The 20,000-nt window shown below is 63.5% G+C and carries 17 protein-coding genes, 1 tRNA gene and 2 rRNA genes (1 of these 20 running past the window's edge); 6 read left to right on the plus strand and 14 right to left on the minus strand.

Features of this window, described 5'->3' with window-relative positions:
* From EN949_RS15605 to EN949_RS15620, 4 genes are all read left to right on the plus strand, one after another.
* The coding region (locus EN949_RS15605; RefSeq protein ID WP_164782504.1) for an ABC transporter permease at positions 1-669 on the plus strand (669 nt) is incomplete at its 5' end.
* Entirely contained in the window at positions 666-1,496 is an 831-nt protein-coding gene (locus EN949_RS15610) for an ABC transporter permease (protein ID WP_127365902.1), read from the plus strand. The genes EN949_RS15605 and EN949_RS15610, both read left to right, overlap by 4 nt.
* On the plus strand, positions 1,493-2,395 hold the full coding sequence (locus EN949_RS15615) for an ABC transporter ATP-binding protein (protein WP_164755201.1): 903 nt from the start codon (positions 1,493-1,495) through the stop codon (positions 2,393-2,395). Before EN949_RS15610 ends, EN949_RS15615 begins: the two co-directional genes overlap by 4 nt.
* A complete protein-coding gene (locus EN949_RS15620) occupies positions 2,392-3,192 on the plus strand; it encodes an ATP-binding cassette domain-containing protein (RefSeq protein ID WP_127365901.1) in 801 nt (266 codons plus the stop codon). Before EN949_RS15615 ends, EN949_RS15620 begins: the two co-directional genes overlap by 4 nt.
* Positions 3,193-3,217: 25 nt before the next feature.
* Here the strand turns inward: EN949_RS15620 and EN949_RS15625 are convergent, their stop codons facing one another.
* Both EN949_RS15625 and EN949_RS15630 read right to left on the minus strand, forming a co-directional pair.
* Positions 3,218-3,829, minus strand: a complete 612-nt coding sequence (locus tag EN949_RS15625) for an NAD(P)-dependent oxidoreductase (RefSeq protein WP_127365900.1) — start codon at positions 3,827-3,829, stop codon at positions 3,218-3,220.
* A 37-nt stretch (positions 3,830-3,866) separates the two neighbouring features.
* The gene (locus EN949_RS15630) at positions 3,867-4,505 is read right to left on the minus strand and encodes a DsbA family protein (RefSeq protein WP_127365899.1); all 639 of its coding nucleotides are present in this window, start codon (positions 4,503-4,505) and stop codon (positions 3,867-3,869) included.
* Between the two features lie 134 nt (positions 4,506-4,639).
* Between EN949_RS15630 and EN949_RS15635 the strand changes: the two genes are divergently transcribed.
* A complete protein-coding gene (locus EN949_RS15635) occupies positions 4,640-5,557 on the plus strand; it encodes a LysR family transcriptional regulator (RefSeq protein ID WP_013529480.1) in 918 nt (305 codons plus the stop codon).
* A 12-nt stretch (positions 5,558-5,569) separates the two neighbouring features.
* Here the strand turns inward: EN949_RS15635 and EN949_RS15640 are convergent, their stop codons facing one another.
* From EN949_RS15640 to EN949_RS15680, 9 genes are all read right to left on the minus strand, one after another.
* Positions 5,570-7,186, minus strand: a complete 1,617-nt coding sequence (locus EN949_RS15640) for a GMC family oxidoreductase (protein WP_127370977.1) — start codon at positions 7,184-7,186, stop codon at positions 5,570-5,572.
* Complete coding sequence (locus EN949_RS15645) at positions 7,183-8,697, minus strand: FGGY-family carbohydrate kinase (protein ID WP_127365897.1); 1,515 nt, start codon at positions 8,695-8,697, stop codon at positions 7,183-7,185. Before EN949_RS15645 ends, EN949_RS15640 begins: the two co-directional genes overlap by 4 nt.
* 22 nt (positions 8,698-8,719) lie before the next feature.
* Positions 8,720-9,538, minus strand: a complete 819-nt coding sequence (locus EN949_RS15650) for an aldolase (protein ID WP_206519140.1) — start codon at positions 9,536-9,538, stop codon at positions 8,720-8,722.
* Between the two features lie 14 nt (positions 9,539-9,552).
* Entirely contained in the window at positions 9,553-11,250 is a 1,698-nt protein-coding gene (locus EN949_RS15655; protein ID WP_127368058.1) for a glycerol-3-phosphate dehydrogenase/oxidase, read from the minus strand.
* A 21-nt stretch (positions 11,251-11,271) separates the two neighbouring features.
* A complete protein-coding gene (locus EN949_RS15660; protein WP_027161269.1) occupies positions 11,272-12,267 on the minus strand; it encodes an aldo/keto reductase in 996 nt (331 codons plus the stop codon).
* Positions 12,264-13,244: a sugar-binding transcriptional regulator gene (locus EN949_RS15665; RefSeq protein WP_024504451.1), complete on the minus strand. Its 981-nt coding sequence runs from the start codon at positions 13,242-13,244 to the stop codon at positions 12,264-12,266. Before EN949_RS15665 ends, EN949_RS15660 begins: the two co-directional genes overlap by 4 nt.
* Before the next feature lie 25 nt (positions 13,245-13,269).
* Positions 13,270-14,193 (minus strand): ABC transporter permease, encoded by a 924-nt coding sequence (locus EN949_RS15670; protein ID WP_224674565.1) that lies wholly within the window; start codon positions 14,191-14,193, stop codon positions 13,270-13,272.
* A gap of 76 nt (positions 14,194-14,269) precedes the next feature.
* Complete coding sequence (locus tag EN949_RS15675) at positions 14,270-15,805, minus strand: sugar ABC transporter ATP-binding protein (RefSeq protein WP_127365502.1); 1,536 nt, start codon at positions 15,803-15,805, stop codon at positions 14,270-14,272.
* 93 nt (positions 15,806-15,898) lie between these two features.
* A complete protein-coding gene (locus EN949_RS15680) occupies positions 15,899-16,930 on the minus strand; it encodes a substrate-binding domain-containing protein (protein WP_013529471.1) in 1,032 nt (343 codons plus the stop codon).
* 366 nt (positions 16,931-17,296) lie between these two features.
* On the opposite strand from EN949_RS15680, the gene EN949_RS15685 reads away from it, so the two are divergent.
* Complete coding sequence (locus tag EN949_RS15685) at positions 17,297-17,518, plus strand: hypothetical protein (RefSeq protein WP_127365501.1); 222 nt, start codon at positions 17,297-17,299, stop codon at positions 17,516-17,518.
* On the opposite strand, the gene EN949_RS15690 is transcribed toward EN949_RS15685, so the two are convergent.
* From EN949_RS15690 to EN949_RS15700, 3 genes are all read right to left on the minus strand, one after another.
* Positions 17,497-17,573: transfer RNA gene (locus EN949_RS15690), tRNA-Met, on the minus strand. The genes EN949_RS15685 and EN949_RS15690 overlap by 22 nt on opposite strands.
* 154 nt (positions 17,574-17,727) lie before the next feature.
* Positions 17,728-17,842 (minus strand): 5S ribosomal RNA (rrf, locus tag EN949_RS15695).
* Between the two features lie 270 nt (positions 17,843-18,112).
* Positions 18,113-20,000 (minus strand): 23S ribosomal RNA (locus tag EN949_RS15700); it runs 934 nt beyond the window's last position.

Consider the following 20,000-nt stretch of genomic DNA (forward strand, 5'->3'; position numbering starts at 1 on the left):
GTCAGCGCCACCGCGCTCTCCTTCGGGCTCGGCTCGGCACTCGGCATCTATGCCGGCGCGCGGCCCGGGAGTTTGCGCGACCGCTTCCTGTCGATCGGCTCGCTGGCGCTCTATGCCGTGCCGGGTTTCTGGCTCGGACTGGTGCTGATCGTCGTCTTTGCCGTCGACCTGCGCTGGCTGCCGATCGGCGGCATCGAGACCCTGGCTTCCGACAAGACCGGCCTTGACCGCGCAGCCGACATCGCCGTCCATCTTATCCTGCCTGTTTCGGCCCTCGGCTTCATCTACCTGGCGCTCTATCTGCGCATGATGCGCGCCGGCATGGCCGAGGTCTGGCGGCAGGATTTTGTGCTGGCCGCCCGCGCCAGAGGGCTTTCGCGCCGCCGCATCGTGCTCGCCCACATTGCCCGCAACGCGCTGCTGCCCCTGGTCACCATGCTGGGCCTGCAGTCGGCGCAGATGCTCGGCGGCAGCGTCGTCATCGAGAGCGTCTTTTCCGTGCCCGGCCTCGGCCGGCTGGCGCAGGAGGCAGTCGCCTCCCGCGATACGCCGCTTCTGCTCGGCATTATTCTCACCAGCGCCGTCCTGGTCATTGTCATCAACCTTGCCGTCGACATCGCTTATGCCTTCCTCGACCCGCGCGTCGGCGCCAGCGAGGCCGGCGCATGAGTGCCCTCCGCCGCTTTCTGCGCACGCCCGAGGCGGTCGCCGGCGCCATCCTCCTGGCGGCGTTGATCGCCATGGCGCTGTCGGCGTCGCTGCTGTTCCCCGGCGATCCGCAAGCGATTGCCGGGCCGGCGCTGCTGCCGCCGTTCCAGGACTGGTCGCTCCCGCTTGGCACCGATCGGCTTGGCCGCGACGTGCTGGCCGAGCTTTTTCATGGCGCCCGCACATCGCTGGCTGTCGGGATCGCCGCCGCGGCCGCCGCACTTGTCATCGGGGCAGTGGTCGGCACATTGGCCGGCTTTGCCGGCGGCCTCGTCGACGAGGTGCTGATGCGCATCACCGACGCCTTCCAGACCGTGCCGAGCTTCCTGCTGGCACTGGCCTTCGTCAGCGTCGTCGGACCGTCGCTCGGCATCGTCGTGATCGCCATCGCGCTCGGCACCTGGACCGGACCAGCCCGTGTCGCCCGCGCGGAAGTCCTGTCCATTCGCGAACGCGATTATGTCGCCGGCGCCAGGGTCATCGGCATGCACCCGCTGGCGATCGCCTTTCGCGAGGTGCTGCCCAATGCCTTGCCGCCGGTGCTGGCGATGTCGTCGGTGATCGTCGCCGCGGCGATCCTCACCGAGGCGGCCTTGTCGTTCCTCGGCCTGGGCGATCCCAACCGGGTCACCTGGGGCGGCATGATTGCCGAAGGCCGTGCTGTCCTGCGCACCGCGCCCTTCCTGTCGATCGTCCCGGGCATAGCGCTGGTGCTGACCGTGCTCGGCGTCTATCTCGCCGGTGAAGGCATCGTCGAGACGACGGCGGTCAGGAGAGGCCTGTCGTGACCGCGCTGGCTTCGATCCGCGACCTGACGGTGACCTACCGCCGCGACGGCAACGAGGCGACGGCGCTGAAGAGTGTCAGCCTCGGCATAGAGGCTGGCGAGCGCTTGGCCATCATCGGCGAAAGCGGTTCGGGCAAGAGCACGCTGGCGCTGGCGATTGCAGGGCTGCTGCCGGCAAGCACCAAGACTGAAGGAAAGATCGATTGGTTCCTACCGTCGACGTTGGGCGCCAAGGCACCCCCCTCTGTCCTGCCGGACATGTCCGGCAGGACAGAGGGGGGCCTCGTAGAGCATAGACCGCAAAAGCTCTTCACCAGATCAAGTCACCCTCCCCGCGGCGGCCGCGATATTGGCTTCGTCTTCCAGGACCCATCCGCCAGCCTCGACCCCGTAATGCCAATCGGCAAACAAATCGCCGAAGTCGCCCGCACCCATCTCGGCCTCACCTGGCCGCAGGCATACACGCAAGCAAAAACCCTGCTCGAACGCGTCCGGCTGCCCGATCCTGACTCGGCCTTGCGCGCCTTCCCGCACCAGCTTTCCGGCGGCCAGAAGCAGCGTGTGGCGATCGCCGCCGCCATTGCGGCCGGTCCGAAATTGCTGATCGCCGACGAAGCGACCAGCGCGCTCGATACCATCGTGCAGGCCGAGATCGTCGCCTTGATCCGACGCCTGGTGACCGAGGACGGCATGACGCTGCTGTTCATCAGCCATGACATCGCGCTGGCGGCCGAGCTTGCCGGGCGCATCGCCGTTTTCCGCCATGGGCAGTTGGTCGAGCTTGGCATGACGGCGCAGATTGTCGGCGCCCCGGCCCAGCCCTATACGCGCGCATTGCTCGATGCCGATATCGGCCTCGACACCAAGCCGCTGCTGAACCGAGCCGGGCTCCACGCATGAGCCTGCTGGCGGTGTCCAACCTCACCAAGCGCTACCGTCGCGGCGACAACACCATCGCTGCAGTCGACGATGTCTCGTTTCACATCGAGCCGGGTGAAACGCTGGCGTTGGCCGGACACTCCGGCAGCGGCAAATCGACGATCGCGCGGGTGGTGCTGCGATTGATCGAGCCGGACGACGGACGCATCGAGTTCGAAGGCGACGATTTCCTGGCCCTGCGCAGCGCAGCACTGCGTGCCCGCCGCGCGCGCCTGCAAATAGTGTTCCAGGACCCGCTTGCCGCCTTCAACCCGCGCGCCACGGTGGCGCGTGTGCTCGACGATCCCTTGCGCATCCATGGCATCGCTTCCCGCAGCGAGCGCCCGCGCCGCATCGCCGCCTTGCTGGAGCGCGTCGGGCTGACGGCGGACCTCGCCCCGCGTGCCATCCACGAAATTTCAGGCGGTCAGCGGCAGCGCGTCGCCATTGCCCGCGCCATCGCCACGAAGCCGTCGCTGATCGTGCTCGATGAAGCGGTGTCGGCGCTCGACGTTTCCGTGCGCGGAGAGATCCTCGAGCTTTTGCTCGACCTGCAGCGCCAGGAAAAGATCGCCTATCTCTTCATTTCACATGATCTCGGCGTCATCCGGTCGATCGCCCACCGCGTCATCCTTCTCGACGCCGGCCGGGTTGCCGAGAACGGCGATGCCCGAACCGTCATCGACGCACCGCAATCGGCCATTGGAAAGGCGCTGGTGGCGGCAGCACCGAGATTGAACCGGACCCTGATGCGGCTGGCGTCGGCCGGCCTCGATTGAGACCCGGCCGCCACCATCCGTTCGCTCAATAGCCGACGGTGAAGCGCTGCCTGATATGGGCCGGCTTCTCGATCTCGTCGACCATGACGATCGCGTAGTCCTCGAAGGAAATGCTGCTGCCCTTGTCGGAGGCGAGAAGCGTGTCCTTGCCGAGGCGGAATTTGCCGGTGCGCTCGCCAGGCACGAACATGGCGGATGGCGACAGGAACGTCCAATCGAGGTCGTCGACCGTCTTCAATCTGTCCAGGAAGTCGGCGCCCTTCTGCGCTTCTGCCTTGTAGATCGCCGGGAAGTTGGGGCTATCGACCAGCCGCTTGCCGGGCGCGACTTCGAGACTGCCGGCGCCGCCGACGACGAGATAGCGCTTCACGCCGGAGGCGCGCACCGCCTCGATCAGCGCATCGGTATCGCTGTCCAGGAAATGCACAGAGCTGATCACAGCGTCATGGCCGCGGATCAGGTCCGCGAGACCTTCTGTGTCGAAGACATCGCCCTTCCTGGCCGTCACGCCCGGAAGCGCGACAATCTTTTCCGGGTTGCGCGCGATGCCCGTGACGGTATGGCCGCCATCGGAGAGTTCCCTGAGAAGGCGCGAACCGACAGCGCCCGATGCACCAATGAGAGCGACTTTTGCCATGTCTGTTTCCTTATGCTTGGGGGTCTGGAGGATGGGGTCACGCCGCCGCGATGTGGGCGACGAGATTGTCGAAGCTGCCGAACAGCGCGTTCGAACCGATGAGCCGGGGCGCATCGTTGCGGATGACCGCGAGCGAAGGCACGCCATCGGCATGCAGGCGCTGGAACAGCGCACGGCCACGGCCAACCTGGTCGCGGTGAGCCGTCAGCAATGTTTCGGTCGGCGCCTTAAGCATTTCGGCGGCGTCCGCCATGCCGTCGGCGGCGAGCACCTCGGCCACACCGCCGATCGTCACGACATCGCGTCCTTCTACATAGCGCGCATGCTGGATCGTCTTCAGCGCCGCAAACCGGCGGCTAGGGTCCTCCAGGCCAGCGGCAGTGATGCCGAGTGTGGCGGCATGTGAGTCGAGCAGGGTGCCACGGACATTGAGGACATTGTGCCGGTAGGCCGGCGTGAACGATTGTCCGGTCAGGCGCTCGATGCGCTGGTCGTTCGCCCAGGCGTGCGCCGCAAAACCTTCATCCATCGGACGCGCGCCGGCGCCGGAAAACAGGCCGGTCGGCAGCAGCTCGACGCGCACGCCGGCGGCCGACAACCGGCCGAGCATCCGGGTGGCACCATAGCACCAGCCGCAGAGCGGATCGAAAAGATAGGTCACTTCTGAATTGTTCATAATCGCTGCTACCCATGATCCGGCTGCCGGCTTGATCGAATGCCGTTGGCTGATATGTGGCAGGTGGGGGTCTTGCGATAAATGGCACCCAATAATACAAACTGTATGATCTGATCGTACAAATGGCAGCCAGCTTGGCCGAACTTCTGAACCTCAATCGGCTCGCCTACTTCACCACGGTGATGGAAACCGGCTCGTTCACGGCCGCAGCCAACCGGCTTGGCGTCGCCAAGGCCGTGGTCAGCCATCAGATCGGCAAGCTCGAAGAGGAACTGGGCGCAACGCTGCTGCAGCGCACGACCCGGCGTGTCACGCCGACCGAAGAGGGGCGCCTCTTCTATGACCGCGCGATGATCATCCTGCGGGAAGCGGAGGCCGCCTATGGCGAAATCTCGCGCGGGACCGTCGAACCGAGCGGAACGCTGAGGCTGACGGCGCCGCTCGACTACGGCACCAAGATGGTGGCTCCGGTCATGGCGGCCTATCTCAGAACCTATCCGCAGATGCGCGTCGAGGCGATCTTCGACGACGCCGTCAGCAATCTGGTGGACGAGCAGATCGATCTCGGCATCCGCGTCGGCTGGCTCACCGATTCCTCGAACCAGGCGCGGCGGCTGGGGACGATCCGGCAAATCGTGGTGGCGAGCCCTGGCTTCGCGGCGAGCCTGCCGCCGGACCTGACGCCGCGCCAGGCAAGATCGCTGGCCTGGGTCGGCAACACCCAGTTGCGCGGCATCGGCCAATGGCTGTTTTCCAGGGATGGCGAAACGGTGCTGACCGAGCTCAATCCGGTCCTCATGTGCGACAAGAGCCCCGCCGCCCTTGCTTGCGTGCTCGTCGGCATCGGGCTGGGCGTCTTTCCGGACTACAGCGTCAGCGACGATATCGCCGAGGGGCGGCTGGTGCCGGTATTTGCCGACTGGAGCCTGCCGTCAGGCGGCATCCACGCAGTCTTTCCGCCGGCCCGGTTCCGGCCCGCCAAGGTTCGCACCTTCGTCGATCTGCTCGCGGCGGCCGAGAAGCGGCGATCGCGCGGCGTTGCCACGGCTTGAAGCCGATGGCGGTCAGCGGGCCTCTTGCAGGATCATCTCGGCTGCCTTCTCCGCGATCATGACGACCGGCGAGTTGGTGTTGCCCGAGACGATTGTCGGCATGATCGAGGCATCGACCACGCGCAGCCCGGCAAGCCCGTGAACACGCAGGCCGTCGTCGACCACCGCCATCGTATCCGAACCCATCTTGCAGGTGCCGACGGGGTGGAAGATCGTCGTGCCGATATCGCCGGCCTTGCGGATGAGCTCTTCATCGCTGTCATACTGCGTGCCGGGCAGCATCTCTTCCGGCGCAAAGCGCGCCACCGCCCGAGCCTTCATCAAACTGCGGACATGGCGCAACGACGCGACGGCCACGCTGCGGTCTCCCTCGGTGGAAAGATAGTTCGGCCGGATCTTCGCCGCCTCCCGCGCGTCGGCTGAACCCATGTGCACGCTGCCCCGGCTTTCCGGACGCAGATTGCAGACCGAGACGGTGACCGCGGGAAAGCGATGCAGCGGCTCGCCCAGACGGTCGGTGCTCAGCGGCTGCACATGATATTCCAGATCGGGCGTTGCAAGGCGCGGATCGCTCCTGGCGAAGATGCCGAGCTGGCTTGGCGCCATCGACAGCGGCCCGCTGCGCTTGAGCGCGTATTCCAGCCCCATCGACGCACGGCTGACCAGATTGTGGTAACGCTGGTTGAGCGTGGCAGTGTTGGCGACCTTGAAGACGGTGCGGATCTGCAGATGGTCCTGCAGGTTTTCTCCGACGCCCGGCAGCGCATGACGAACATCCACGCCGATGCCCGAGAGCAGGTCGGGGCGACCCACCCCCGACAGTTCGAGCAGCTTGGGCGAGTTGATGGCGCCGGCCGCAAGGATCGTCTGTCCAGCGCGGACCTGATGCAGGCGGCCGCCTTGGCGGAAAACCAGTCCGGTGACGCGCCGGCCGTCGAATTCGAGCCGTTCGGTTTCCGCGCCGAGCACTACGCGCAGGTTCTTGCGCCCCGCTATACCGCGCAAAAACGCCTTCGATGTGTTCCAGCGGACGCCCTTCCTCTGGTTGACCTCGAAATAGCCCGAGCCTTCATTGGTGCCGGTGTTGAAGTCTTCGGTGCGCGGAATGCCGAGTTCCTCGGCCGCGTCCCGGAAGGCGTCGAGGATCGGCCATGAAAGCCGCTGCCGTTCGACCCGCCACTCGCCGCCGCTGCCGTGCATGGCGCTCTTGCCACCATGGAAGTCTTCCGACTTGAGGAAGTAAGGCAGGACATCGTCCCAGCCCCAGCCGGCATTGCCGGCCTGGCGCCAGCCATCATAGTCGGCAGCCTGGCCGCGCATGTAGATCATGCCGTTGATCGATGAACAGCCGCCGAGCACCTTGCCGCGCGGATAGTTGAGGCTGCGTCCGTTGAGACCGGCTTCCGGCTCGGTCTTCATCATCCAGTCGGTACGCGGGTTGCCCATGCAGAAGAGATAGCCGATCGGGATATCGACCCAGTGATAGCGGTCGCTGCCGCCGGCCTCGAGCAGCAGCACCTTGTTGCGCGGATCGGCCGAGAGCCGGTTGGCGAGCACGCAGCCGGCGGAGCCGGCACCGACGATGACGTAGTCGTAACTGCCGAACGGAGACGGTGAAGCTTCGGTCACGTGCGCGCCTGCTGTCCGGCGATGCGCTCCCACATCGGGGTCATCGCCTGGTTGATCTCGCCATAGAGTCGATACCGCCGTGCGTATGCGTGAGCAACCGTCTCGTTGGGTACAAAATGTCGGGCGGCCGCTGTCATGGCGGTTGCACCCGCACTGTAGTCCGCGAAAATGCCGACGCCGGTGCCCGCCGCGATCGCCGCTCCCAGCGCGCCGGTTTCGCGGCTGCGCGCCACGGTGACGGGCACGCCGAGCACATCGGCGAAAATCTGCGGCCAGATGCTGCTGCGCGAGCCGCCGCCGGACAGCACCACCTGGTCGAAATCGGCGCCCGCTTTGTGCAAGGTCTCGACATGGCGCTTGTGCTCGAAGGCGACACCCTCGAACAGCGCACGCAGCAGATGGGCTCGGCTGTGCCAGCCGGCGATGCCGTAGAAGCCGGCGCGCGCATGGCCATTCTGCTGCGAGCCATAAAGGAAGGGATGATAGATCGGGATGTCGCTGTTGGGATCGACGGACGCCACCAGTTCGCTGCACAATTCGAATGGCGACTTGCCGGCTTCGCCGCCATGTTCGAGGAATTCGCGAACGATCCATTCGAGATTGGCGGCCGAGGTGGCACTGGATTCGATCGCCAGATAGCGCTGGCGATCGAAAGTCGACAGCATGAAGATCGAAGGGTCGCGGATCGGCTTGTCGGTGATGACCTGGTTGATGCTCCAGGTTCCGGCGATGACCGAGGCGGCACCGGTTCTGGTCACGCCCGAACCGACCGCGCTGGCGACGACATCGAACAGCCCGGCGACGACCGGCGTGCCGGCGCGCAGTCCCGTCAGGGCCGCCACCTCCGCGCTGACATGGCCGGCAATGTCGGCCGATTCCAGCACTGGCGGCAGCAGGTCCATGCAATCGCCGAGCCCATAGGCGGCAAGCAGGTCCGGCTCGTAGCGGCGGTCCTGCATCTGCAGCAGGCCGCAGCCCGACATATCTGAAGTATCGCTGCTGCGCGCACCTGTCAGGCGGTTGACGACGAAATCCTTGCACAGGAACACAGTTCCGATGCTGGCAAACAAAGCCGGCGAAAAGCGCTTGAGCCAGGCAAGCAGGGTCGGCGTCTGCGCCGCCCACGGCCGCTGCAGGCAGTGTGCGTAGGTGCGGTCGCCGACATTCTGTTCTGCCCACTCGGCAACGATATCGACGGCCCGTGTGTCGAGCGACTGGATGCCGATCAATGGCGCGCCCGCACGATCGAGCGCGTAGAGCCCGTTGCCATGGCCGGCGCAGCCGATGGCGACGATCTCGCCGGCGTCGATACCGGCTTCAGCGATGCATTGACCAATGACCGAGACCGCATTGCGCCAGAGTTCGTCGAGGTCGCGTTCGACATGTCCGGGCTTTGGCATGGACGAGCGGCCGTCACGGGCGGCGAATGCCAGTTCGCGGCCCGACTGGTCGAAGAGGATGGCCTTGATGACGGTGTTGCCGGCATCGAGACCGAGGATATAGCTTGCCATTGGCGCCTCCCGAGGCCGCAGCCTATGCCTGGTTGTACAGATCCCAGGCTGCGCCGCCATCGGCATCGTCGTGAATGATTGCCATCAGCCCGCGCACGACAGCGCTCGGGTTGGCATGCTGGTAGATGTTGCGGCCATAGACCATGCCAAGCGCACCCTGTGCCATCAAGGCGGCCGACTTGTCGAACACGGCACGCAGATCCTCCTTGCCGCCGCCGCGCACCAGCACCGGGCAGCGCGCCGCCTCGACGACGCGGTGGAAGTCGTTGGGATCGGTGGTCGGGTCGGCCTTGACGATATCGGCACCCATCTCGCGGGCAAGCCGGGTCAAGGTGACGATCTTATCGGCGTCGCCGTCGACCATGTAGCCGCCATGCTCGGTGACCGGCAGCATGGCCAGCGGCTCGATCATCAGCGGCAGGCCGTATTTCTCGCAACCGGCGCGCACGCGGGCGATGTTCTGCACGCATTGCCGGAACAGGTCCGGCTCGTCGGGTAGCATGAACAGATTGACCACGACGCAAGCCGCATCCATCTCGATGGCGCCAAGCAAGGGCTCGGCTTCGTTCTGCAGCACCGCCCACATCGCCCGGTGGCGTATCCTGTTATAGGGATTGCCCATGTCGATGCGCATCACCAGCGCCGGCTTGTCCTTGCCAGGCACGGCCTGCAGCAGGTCGGCCTGGCCGTAGTTCATCTGGATGGCGTCGGGGCCGGCCTTGACCAGCTGGTTGACCACGCTGGCCATGTCTTCCAGCCCGGCAAGGAAACTCGGCTCGTTGCAGACGCCATGATCGATGGCGACGTCGAGGCAGCGGCCGCCGCCGAACAGCCGGTTCATACGGACTTTCTTGTTTACGCGCATAGGGCGCTCCTTTGATGTGTCTGGAGGTCGATGCCGTGCCGGTCGGCCAGCAAGGCGAGGAAGGTCGAGCGCTCGGTGGCAGCCTCGCTGGCGCTCCAGTCCTTGTGCGCCGCCAGCATGTCGAGAACGGCGTTGACGAGGTCGAAGCTGAGACCGCCTGAAATGGCGATGGTGGTGCGGCGCAAGAACAGGTCGGCAAGGCACTCGACCTGCTCGCGCTCGATGATGCGCCCCATCTCGCTTGCCGAATAGTCCGACTGCGGCAGCATCTGTTCGCCCGCCGGGTGCGAAACGAAATCCCTGGCCGACGTGCCATAGCGCTGCAGAAGCGTTTGCGCGCGCTCGACCGTCAGGCCATGCTCGGCGGCGAATGACGCGCACCAGGCGTCCGGGTCGGCCGGAAAATCACGGCCGCCACCGATGGCCATGTCCTGCGTTCCCTGGCTGCGCGCGAGGCCGAGCCGCTTCAGTACCATGTCGGCGGCCAGCGCTCCAAACGAACGGAAGGTGGTCCACTTGCCGCCGATCATGCACAGTGTCGCCGGCAGGCGCCCGCTCGCTTCTACGAACTCGCAAAAATGATCGCGCGGTATGCGGCTGGTAAAACTGTCCTCGCTGGCGGGCAAGGGTCGCACGCCGGCGAAGCGGAACACGATCTGGTTTTCAGCTACTTTGATCGACGGGAATACAAAGGCGAGCGACTGCAGGATGTAGCGCTGCTCGTCCTCCTCGCAACGGACCTTGTCCGGATCGTCGACCCGGATGTCGGTCGAGCCGATCAGCACCTTGCCGAGATAGGGAAACAGGATGCAGATGCGCCCGTCCTCGTTCTCGTAATAGACCATATGGCCGCCGAGCGCGTCGAACAGTTCTGCATTGTCGACGATGAGATGCGAGCCCTTGGTGCCGCCCATCATCGTCTGCGCCGCCGCCCCGATGGCCTTGTTGGTCAGGTCGATCCAGCCGCCAGTAGCGTTGATGACCAATTGCGCCCGTACCGGCAGTTGTTCGCCCGTCAGCGTGTCGGTAATGGCGAGGCTATCACCTGTCGACGATACCAGAGCGTAGTTCAAGGCGCGGGCGTTCGCCGCGCTCGCCGTGGCGTCCAGCAGCATCTCCAGGCCGAGGCGTTCGGGCCGGCTCACCCAGGCGTCGTAATAGGTCGCCGAATTGCGGATCGCCGGATTGATCGCCGGCCATTTTCTCAAGGTTTCGGCGCGGCCCCTGAACCTGTGCGTCGGCATCAAACGCCGTGCGGCGGTGAACAGGTCGTACATGGCAAGGCCGGTCTTGATGACCAGCGCACCACGCCGGCTCGGCCGCCGCGTCAGACCCAGGAAACGCACCGCACCGTTGGCAAGGCCGGAGAAAATGTCGAAGATCGGCACCGTCGTCGGCAACGGGACCACATAGTGCGGGGCATTCCTCAGCAGCCGGTCACGTTCGAGCAGCGATTCGCGCACCAGTTTGAATTCGCCGTTTTCGAGATAACGCAGGCCGCCATGCACCATGCGTGAAAGGGCGGCGCTGGCGCCGCTGCAATAATCGCCCTTTTCCGCCAGTACGACATCGACGCCTTGCAGCGCCAGTTCGCGAAAGACGCTGATGCCGTTGATGCCGCCACCGATGACGAGCACGGCGATATCAGGCCGGTCGCGCAGACCGGCTAACGTATGGCTACGGTTCATCGGGGCTGTTGCCTTTTTTTCTCAGGCATCCATCGCGGTGAGATGCGCGGCTGCCGCGGCGTCGATTGCCGCAAGCTCGCCTGCCGCAAGCGTGATCTCCCCGGCCCGCGCATTGTCGAGCGCCTGTTCGGGATTGCGCGCGCCGCACAGCGCGAAGGTGATGCCCGGCTGGGCGAGCGTCCAGGCGATGACGATCTGCGCGGTCGACGCCTGGTGGCTCTCGGCGATAGGGGCGATGGCCTCCTTCAGCTTTGCCACCTTCTGTCGGTTGGCCGTGGAAAAGCGCGGGTTGTCCTTGCGCTGGTCGTCGCCGCCGAATGTGCGGCCGGGGTCGACCGTGCCGGTGAGCAGCCCCAGCGCCAGCGACGAATAGCTGAGCGTGGCGATGTCATGGCGGCGAGTGATCGGCAGCAGGCTGCTCTCGATGTCGCGGTCGATCATCGAATAGCGCTCCTGGATCGCATCGAGCTGGCCGGCATCGATATAGTGGCCGAGATCCTCGGCGCTGATATTGCTGGCGCCGATGGCGCGGATCTTGCCGGCTGCCTTGAGCTTTTCCAATACCGCCATCGTCTCGGCGATCGGCGTCGTCGGGTCCTGCCAATGGGTGATGTAGAGGTCGATATGATCGGTGCCGAGACGCCGCAGGCTCTGCTCGACCTCATAGGCGATGCCGTCGGCGCCGAGATAGCGATGCACTGGCTTGTCGTCCTGGTCGAAGAAATGCCCGCCCTTGCCCGAATGCCAGTTCAGCCCGCATTTGGTCGCGATCACCACCTTGTCGCGCTTGCCCTTGATGGCGGTGCCGACGATCGCCTCGCTGCGGCCAAGACCGTAGGCCGGCGCTGTGTCGATCAGGCTGAGGCCGGCATCGATCGAGGCTTCGATCGCCCGCACCGACTCCTTTTCGTCGGTGCCGCCCCACATCCATCCGCCAATCGCCCAGGTGCCCAGGCCCACGGCCGACGCCGATATGCCGGACTTGCCGATCTGCCGCTGGATCTGTCGAGAATTCATGCTGCCTCCTGTTCGGCCAGCTCGAGGATCTGGAGCCCCGTGGCCTCGTCCGTGACGATGGTGTCGAGATGATTTCCGCGCATTGCGGCGAGGATCGGCGCGACCTTGCTGGCGCCACTTGCAATGCCGATCGAGCGCGGGATGGTCGCGAACTCGTCAAGCGTCAGCGAGACCAACGAACGGTTGAGCGAGTAGTTGCAAAGCTTGCCCCGGCGATCGATGAGATGGGCGAGCAGCTCGCCTGTTGCCCCGGACTTCTCGATCGCCTGGCGATCGGCATTCGAGGACGGATGCAAATCGTAGTAACTGGAATCGTCGGTCAGGATGGAGCCGACACCCACCACCGCGACATCGGCCTCGCGCGCCTTGCGAAACACGTCTGCGACGGAGCTGATGCCCATCAGCATCTCGCGCTGCTGCGCGGTGTCCGCAAACAACGGCGCATGGATCTGATAGGCGCGGCCGCCGAGCTTGTCGGCCATCAGCGAGGCGACGTGGTTGACATCGGTGTAGTGCTTGCCCTGCACCAGCCCGGTGGCGGGAATGATTTCGACGTCGTAGCGGCGCCCCGGCTTGAGACCGGCGACCAGCGCGCTGACGCCCTTGCCGCCGGTGATCGAGATGGTGTCGCCGTCCTTGATGGTGTCGAGCAGCAGCCCAGCCGCAGCCTCGCCGACCCGCTGCAGGGCGGTGTGCGGATTTTCGGAGACCGACGGCACCACCATCGCCCGCTCGATGCCGCCCAGCGCCACCAGCCGCGCTTCCAGGTCGACCAGATGGTCGATCGGCGACTTGATCTTGATCTCGACGAGACCAAGCTGGTGACCGCGCTTGATCAGCCGGTTGACGGTCGCGTGCGAGATGCCGAGTTCCCCGGCGATCTCGGCCTGGGTCTTGCCTTCGACATAATGCAGGACAAGCGCCTGGTGCATCTGACGAACAGCGGCGATGTCGTCGCGGGTGTTGGGAGGGGCCATGGTCTTGTTTCGCCGCCTTTGAGGTTCAGGACTTCTTGCGGTGCAGGAAGTGATCGATCGACACCGCTGCCAGCAGGATGCATCCCTTGATCATGTCCTGCCAATAGACCGAGACATCGAGCAGGATAAGCGAGCTCGTCACCACCGACAGCAGAGCCATGCCGAGGATCGCCCCGAAGATGGTGCCCGAGCCGCCATTCAGCGAGGCGCCGCCGATGACGGCCGCGGCGATGATGTTGAGCTCCATGCCGGCGCCGAAGGTCGGCGTCGCCGCGCCGAAGCGCGCCATGTAGATGACGCCGGCCACTCCGGCGAGGGTCGAGCACAGCACCGTGACCCAGAACTTCACCTGATTGGTCCTGATGCCGGAGAACTGCGCGGCCTTCTCGTTGGAGCCGGTGTAGAAAACCTTGCGGAAGGCCGTGGCGCGACGCAGCAGGAAGTCGAAGATCGCCACCACGACGATGAAGATCAGGATGACATAGGGGATGTTGTTGAAACTGCCCTGGCCGATGGCCTTGAAGGCCGGCGGCAAGGTGAACAGCGACAGCGGCGTGCCCTTGGTGACCACCAGGCACATGCCGCGCACGATGACCATGGCGGCCAGCGACGTGATGAAATGATTGAGCCCTATCACGGTCACGAAGAAGCCCATGGCCGCGCCGATCAGCGCGCTGACGCCGATGCCGATCAGGCTTGCCGTCCAGGGATCGAGCCCGGCGAGGAACAGCGCACCCGAGACCACCATCGAGAAACACACGACCGAGCCGACGGAAAGGTCGATGCCGCCGACGATGAGCAGGACGGTCATGCCGACGACGACGATGCCTTCGATGGAGAAGCTCATCAGCATGGCGCGGAAATTGCCCCATGTCAGGAAGTGCGGCGAGGCGAAGCTCATGGCGATGCACAGCGCCAGGATGATGACGATCAGCCCGGCCTCGCGCATCGAGGCGAGGTGAGCGAAGTTGATGCGCCGCCCGGCGGACTTGATCTCGGCGTGCACGAGCGCTTCTCCTGATTCCCTAGGCGACATTCTGGGCCTGCCTTTGAATTGAACTGTCCTGGACGCCCGAGGCGAGCATGATGATGGCTTCCTCGCCGAGCTCGCTGGCGGCGAGTTCGCCGGCGATCCTGCCTTCGCGCACCACAAGAACGCGGTCGCACAAGCCAATCAGCTCCGGCAGTTCGGACGAGATGATGATGACGCCGACACCGCTGCCAGCTAGCTGGCGCAGCAGCCGGTGAATCTCGACCTTGGCGCCGACATCGATCCCGCGCGTCGGCTCGTCCATGATGATGACCTTGGGACTGACGGACAGCTGCTTGGCGATAGCAACCTTCTGCTGGTTGCCACCGCTCAGCGTCGACACAGTGGCCTCGATGCCGGCCATGCGCACGCCGAGCCTGCCGGTCAGCTCCCGCGCCTGACGATCCTCGGCCTTGCGGTCGAGCAGGCCGAGGCGCCCGGTGAGCCGGCCGAGGTCGAGCGCCGATATGTTCGCCGCGATCGGCAGATCGAGGAACACGCCGGAGCCTTTGCGATCCTCAGAGAGATAGACCAGCCCCGCCTTGACCGCATCGCCATAACTGCGCGGCCGCAGCTGCTTTCCGTCGAGCGCGACGGTTCCAGAGGTCATTGGCCTGAGGCCGCAGACCGTCTGTGCGATCTCGCTGCGGCCGGCGCCGATCAGGCCGCCTATGCCCAGAATTTCGCCAGCGCGAAGCTGCAGATCGACGTCGGCGAAGCGGCGCCCATCGGAAAGCCCCTCGACCGACAGGAGAAGGCGCCCAGGCCCTTGCGGCGCCAGCTTGTCGGGATAGAGCTGGGTGATTTCGCGGCCGACCATCTTGCGCACGACATCGTCGGGTGAAACGGCGGCTATCGCATCGGTCGCCACGTAGCGGCCGTCGCGGAAGACGGTGACGCGGTCGCAGAGCGAGAAGATCTCGGCCATGCGGTGGCTGATATAGACCACCGAAATGCCACGTTCCCTAAGCCCGCGCAAGATCGAGAACAGGCGTTGCGCTTCGCTTTCGGTGAGTGCGGCGGTCGGCTCGTCGAGCATCAGCACCTTGCAGTCGAGCGTCAGCGCCTTGGCGATCTCGACGAGCTGCTGGTTGGAAATGGAGAGGTCGGCGACCCTGGTGCGCACCGGAATGGGCGCGAGCAGGTCCATGACCTTCTGGGCGTCAGCGTAGAGCTTCTGGAAATTCATCAGCGGCGCGCGCCGGCTGTTGATCGCGGCCATGTAGATGTTTTCGGCAACCGTGGCGTCCTGACACAGCGCGATCTCCTGGTGGACGAGCGCGATGCCGAGACGTTGGGCGGCCGCGGGCGAGTGAATCGAAATGCGCTCACCATCGATCAGGATGTCGCCCTCGTCGGGCTGCAATACACCGGCGATCATGTTCATCAGCGTCGACTTGCCGGCGCCGTTCTCGCCGCACAGCGCATGGATTTCGCCGCGCCGCAGCTCGAACCGCACGTCGCTCAGTGCCTTGACCGGGCCGAACGCCTTGGACAGGCCGCGGATTTCAAGAATGGGCGCCTGGGTCACGCCATGCTCCTGCGATGCTTGCGGGGGAGGAAGGAGGCCGAAGCCTCCTTCCCGGTTGGTCCGGCCTTGTGGAGGCCGGGGCGGCGATCGAGACTATTCCTCGATGCCCTTGGTGCCGCGACGCTTGAGGTACTTGTCCCAGTAGAAGTCGTCCGCATTGTCCTTGGAGACGATGGAGAAGCCATTGTCGACGAAGGGCACGCTCATCGGGTTGAAACCCGAACGCTTGGCGTCGTTCATCGGATCGATCAGGCCGGGATGCTTGGCCATCCACAACAGCATGAAGCCCATATAGCCCTGCATGCCCTGGTTGGGATTGACCGAGCCGAAGATCTCGCCGGCCTTGATCATGTCGAGGATCTTGGCGTTGACGTCGGCGAGCATGACGCGGATCTTGCCGCCGCCTTCCTTGGCGGCCTGGGCAGCACCGATGGCCGAGTTGGCCTCCGGCATGAACACGGCGCCGAGGTCCGGATGCGCCTGGGCCAGGCTCAAAACCGCCTGATAGGCCTTGGTCGGATCCTGGTTCGAAGCGGCGCGGCCGACGAGCTTCATGTCAGGCCATTTGGCTTCCATGCGGGCAACGAAGGCGTTGACGCGCTTGTCGTGGTTGTCCTGACCGGGATTCTCCAGCACCGCATATTCGCCCTTGCCATCCATCGCCTTGGCAACGGCGTCGGCGGCATAGGTGCCTTCGGCATTGTTGTCGGAGGTGATGTAGGAGACGCGCTTGGAATTCGGCGAGTCGGCGGCGAAGGTCACCACCGCGGTGCCCTGCTCGATGGCGCGGTTGATCGGCTCGATGAACGGATCGGAGTTCATCGGGTGTACCAGTATGCCGGCAGGCTTCTGCGCCAGCGCCTGGTCGAAGGTGGCGATCTGCTTGTTGACGTCGTATTCCGGCGTACCCGTATAGGCGGTCTCGCAGCCGAACTGCTGGCCGGCCTGCTTGAACATTTCATAGACCGGGAACCAGTATTCGACGCCCGAGACCATCACGTTCATGACGTATTTTTCACCCGGCTCGCATTTGAACGGGTTAGGGGTTTCGGCGCGTACCTGCATCGACCCAAAGCAGGTCGATGCAGCCGCCGCGATTGCGAGCGTGCTCAGAAATTTGCGCAAGTTTCCTCCCTTGGCCGAAGCCATCCTCAATGACCGTTGCAGGCACTCAGTGAGCGCTGCCGTATGGATTTGATGATGCCGACCTTCCTCCGAAAGCCGACGATCGGGACATTACAGCCCGGGCGCGCATTGTCAATATAATTCACATAGTGAAATATATTTCACAACCTACTTCAAGGGGATTCCTACCGGGGGGGGCTCGCAGGGCACCCTCCCGCCGGCCGCGTCTTTATCGCCTGAAGCCCCCGATCCTGTCTTTGATAGATCTGTTCCGGGCGCAGCGTGACGGCTCTCCATATGTCCGCTTGGCCAGAAGTCGGCTGCAGCTTCGGCTTCGCTTTCGGGGGCCTGAGCCTGGGCAGATCGATGGCCACCCCAGCCGCATATCAAAACGGCGCGCGGGCATTTGTGGCTGGCGGGCTGTTTTTGATGTTGGTTTTGGGGAGAGGATTTGCGTTTTCTGTCTGGCGGCTTGGCTTGGCTGGTTGCGGGCGCCTGATGACAGGCCGGCAGCACGGCACAGCACAAAACAAAAGAGCCCGCACGATGGCGGGCTTTTTTGAATTTGGTTGCGGGGACAGGATTTGAACCTGTGACCTTCAGGTTATGAGCCTGACGAGCTACCGGGCTGCTCCACCCCGCGTCAATTTTTGTGTAAGCCGAGGCCTACAGATAGGTATATGGCTGACCAAATGAAAGGGCCGCTTACGCGGCCCGTGATCCCTTGGCGGGCCATTTCATAAAGAGAAGATTTTTCTCCATCCGATTTGGATGTGAGATCAACGTGCGTTTGGCAGACCTGGCAGCGACCTACTCTCCCGCGTCTTGAGACGAAGTACCATCAGCGCTGGAGCGTTTCACGGCCGAGTTCGGAATGGGATCGGGTGCAGCCGCTCCGCCATAACCACCAGGTCGGCAAAACGCACGTTGTTCGAGAAGCTTTTGAGCGAAGGCGCACAAAGAGACATCGGCAGCGGAGCTGTCGGGTGCCTCTCGGGGCTGTTCGCTGGTCTTTGTGTGCCTTTACGGTTCTTGGTCTGGCGCCTTTCGAAGCGAAGCTTCGCAAGGTCGACCGACCGTCGGCGCTGATGCGCCGCACCCACGTAGCGCCGCCCGCAGGGCGGAACAAGCGTGAGTGAGAACAGACCATCTGACCTTGTCAGATGGGCATAAGGAATGAGAACGATCAAGCCGATCGAACTATTAGTACCGGTAAGCTTCAAGCGTTGCCGCTCTTCCACACCCGGCCTATCAACGTGGTCGTCTTCCACGGTTCTCAGGGAATACTCGTTTTAAGGTGGGTTTCCCGCTTAGATGCCTTCAGCGGTTATCCCGTCCGGATATAGCTACCCTGCTATGCGGCTGGCGCCACAACAGGTCCACCAGAGATCCGTCCATCCCGGTCCTCTCGTACTAGGGACAGATCCTTTCAATATTCCTACACCCACGGCAGATAGGGACCGAACTGTCTCACGACGTTCTGAACCCAACTCACGTACCGCTTTAAATGGCGAACAGCCATACCCTTGGGACCTGCTCCAGCCCCAGGATGCGATGAGTCGACATCGAGGTGCCAAACAACCCCGTCGATATGGACTCTTGGGGGTCATCAGCCTGTTATCCCCGGCGTACCTTTTATCCGTTGAGCGATGGCCCTTCCACGCGGGACCACCGGATCACTATGACCGACTTTCGTCTCTGCTCGACTTGTCAGTCTCGCAGTCAGGCAGGCTTATGCCATTGCACTCAGCGAACGATTTCCGACCGTTCTGAGCCCACCATCGCGCGCCTCCGTTACTCTTTAGGAGGCGACCGCCCCAGTCAAACTACCCACCATACATTGTCCCGGACCCGGATAACGGGCCGCGGTTAGACATCCATAGTAATAAGGGTGGTATTTCAAGGGTGGCTCCACCTGAGCTGGCGCCCAGGCTTCAAAGCCTACCACCTATCCTACACATGCCACTACGAATGCCAATGTAAAGCTATAGTAAAGGTGCACGGGGTCTTTCCGTCTAACCGCAGGAACCCCGCATCTTCACGGGGAATTCAATTTCACTGAGTCTATGCTGGAGACAGCGGGGAAGTCGTTACGCCATTCGTGCAGGTCGGAACTTACCCGACAAGGAATTTCGCTACCTTAGGACCGTTATAGTTACGGCCGCCGTTTACTGGGGCTTCGATTCAGAGCTTGCACCCCTCCTCTTAACCTTCCAGCACCGGGCAGGCGTCAGACCCTATACGTCGTCTTGCGACTTCGCAGAGCCCTGTGTTTTTGATAAACAGTCGCTACCCCCTGGTCTGTGCCACCCTCCTCTACTTGCGTAGAAAAGGGTCACGCTTCTTCCGAAGTTACGCGTGCAATTTGCCGAGTTCCTTCAGCATAGTTCTCTCAAGCGCCTTGGTATACTCTACCAGACCACCAGTGTCGGTTTCGGGTACGGTTTATAAGGAGGAGCTATTTCCTGGAACCACGCAGCAGCCCGTTCAATCCGATAAGATTGGACTACCTCAATGATCCGTCACTACCTCCAAGCCCACGAATATTAACGTGGTTCCCATCGACTACGCGTTTCCGCCTCGTCTTAGGGGCCGGCTAACCCTGCTCAGATTAGCTTTAAGCAGGAACCCTTGGTCTTTCGGCGGGGGAGTCTCTCACTCCCCTTACGTTACTCATGTCAGCATTCGCACTTCTGATACCTCCACCACCCCTCACGGGTATGGCTTCATCAGCTTACAGAACGCTCCGCTACCGCTTGGCCCTTGCGGACCAAACCCTAAGCTTCGGTGTATGGCTTTAGCCCCGTTACATTTTCGGCGCAAAGACCCTTATTTAGACCAGTGAGCTGTTACGCTTTCTTTAAATGATGGCTGCTTCTAAGCCAACATCCTGGTTGTTTTGGGATCCTCACATCCTTTCCCACTTAGCCATAACTTGGGGACCTTAGCTGTAGGTCAGGGTTGTTTCCCTTTTCACGACGGACGTTAGCACCCGCCGTGTGTCTGCCGACTAGTACTCCCAGGTATTCGGAGTTTGGTTAGGTTTGGTAATCCGGTGAGGACCCCTAGC

The organism is Mesorhizobium sp. M7A.F.Ca.US.007.01.2.1 (assembly GCF_003998165.1).
In the GTDB taxonomy this organism is placed as follows: domain Bacteria; phylum Pseudomonadota; class Alphaproteobacteria; order Rhizobiales; family Rhizobiaceae; genus Mesorhizobium; species Mesorhizobium ciceri.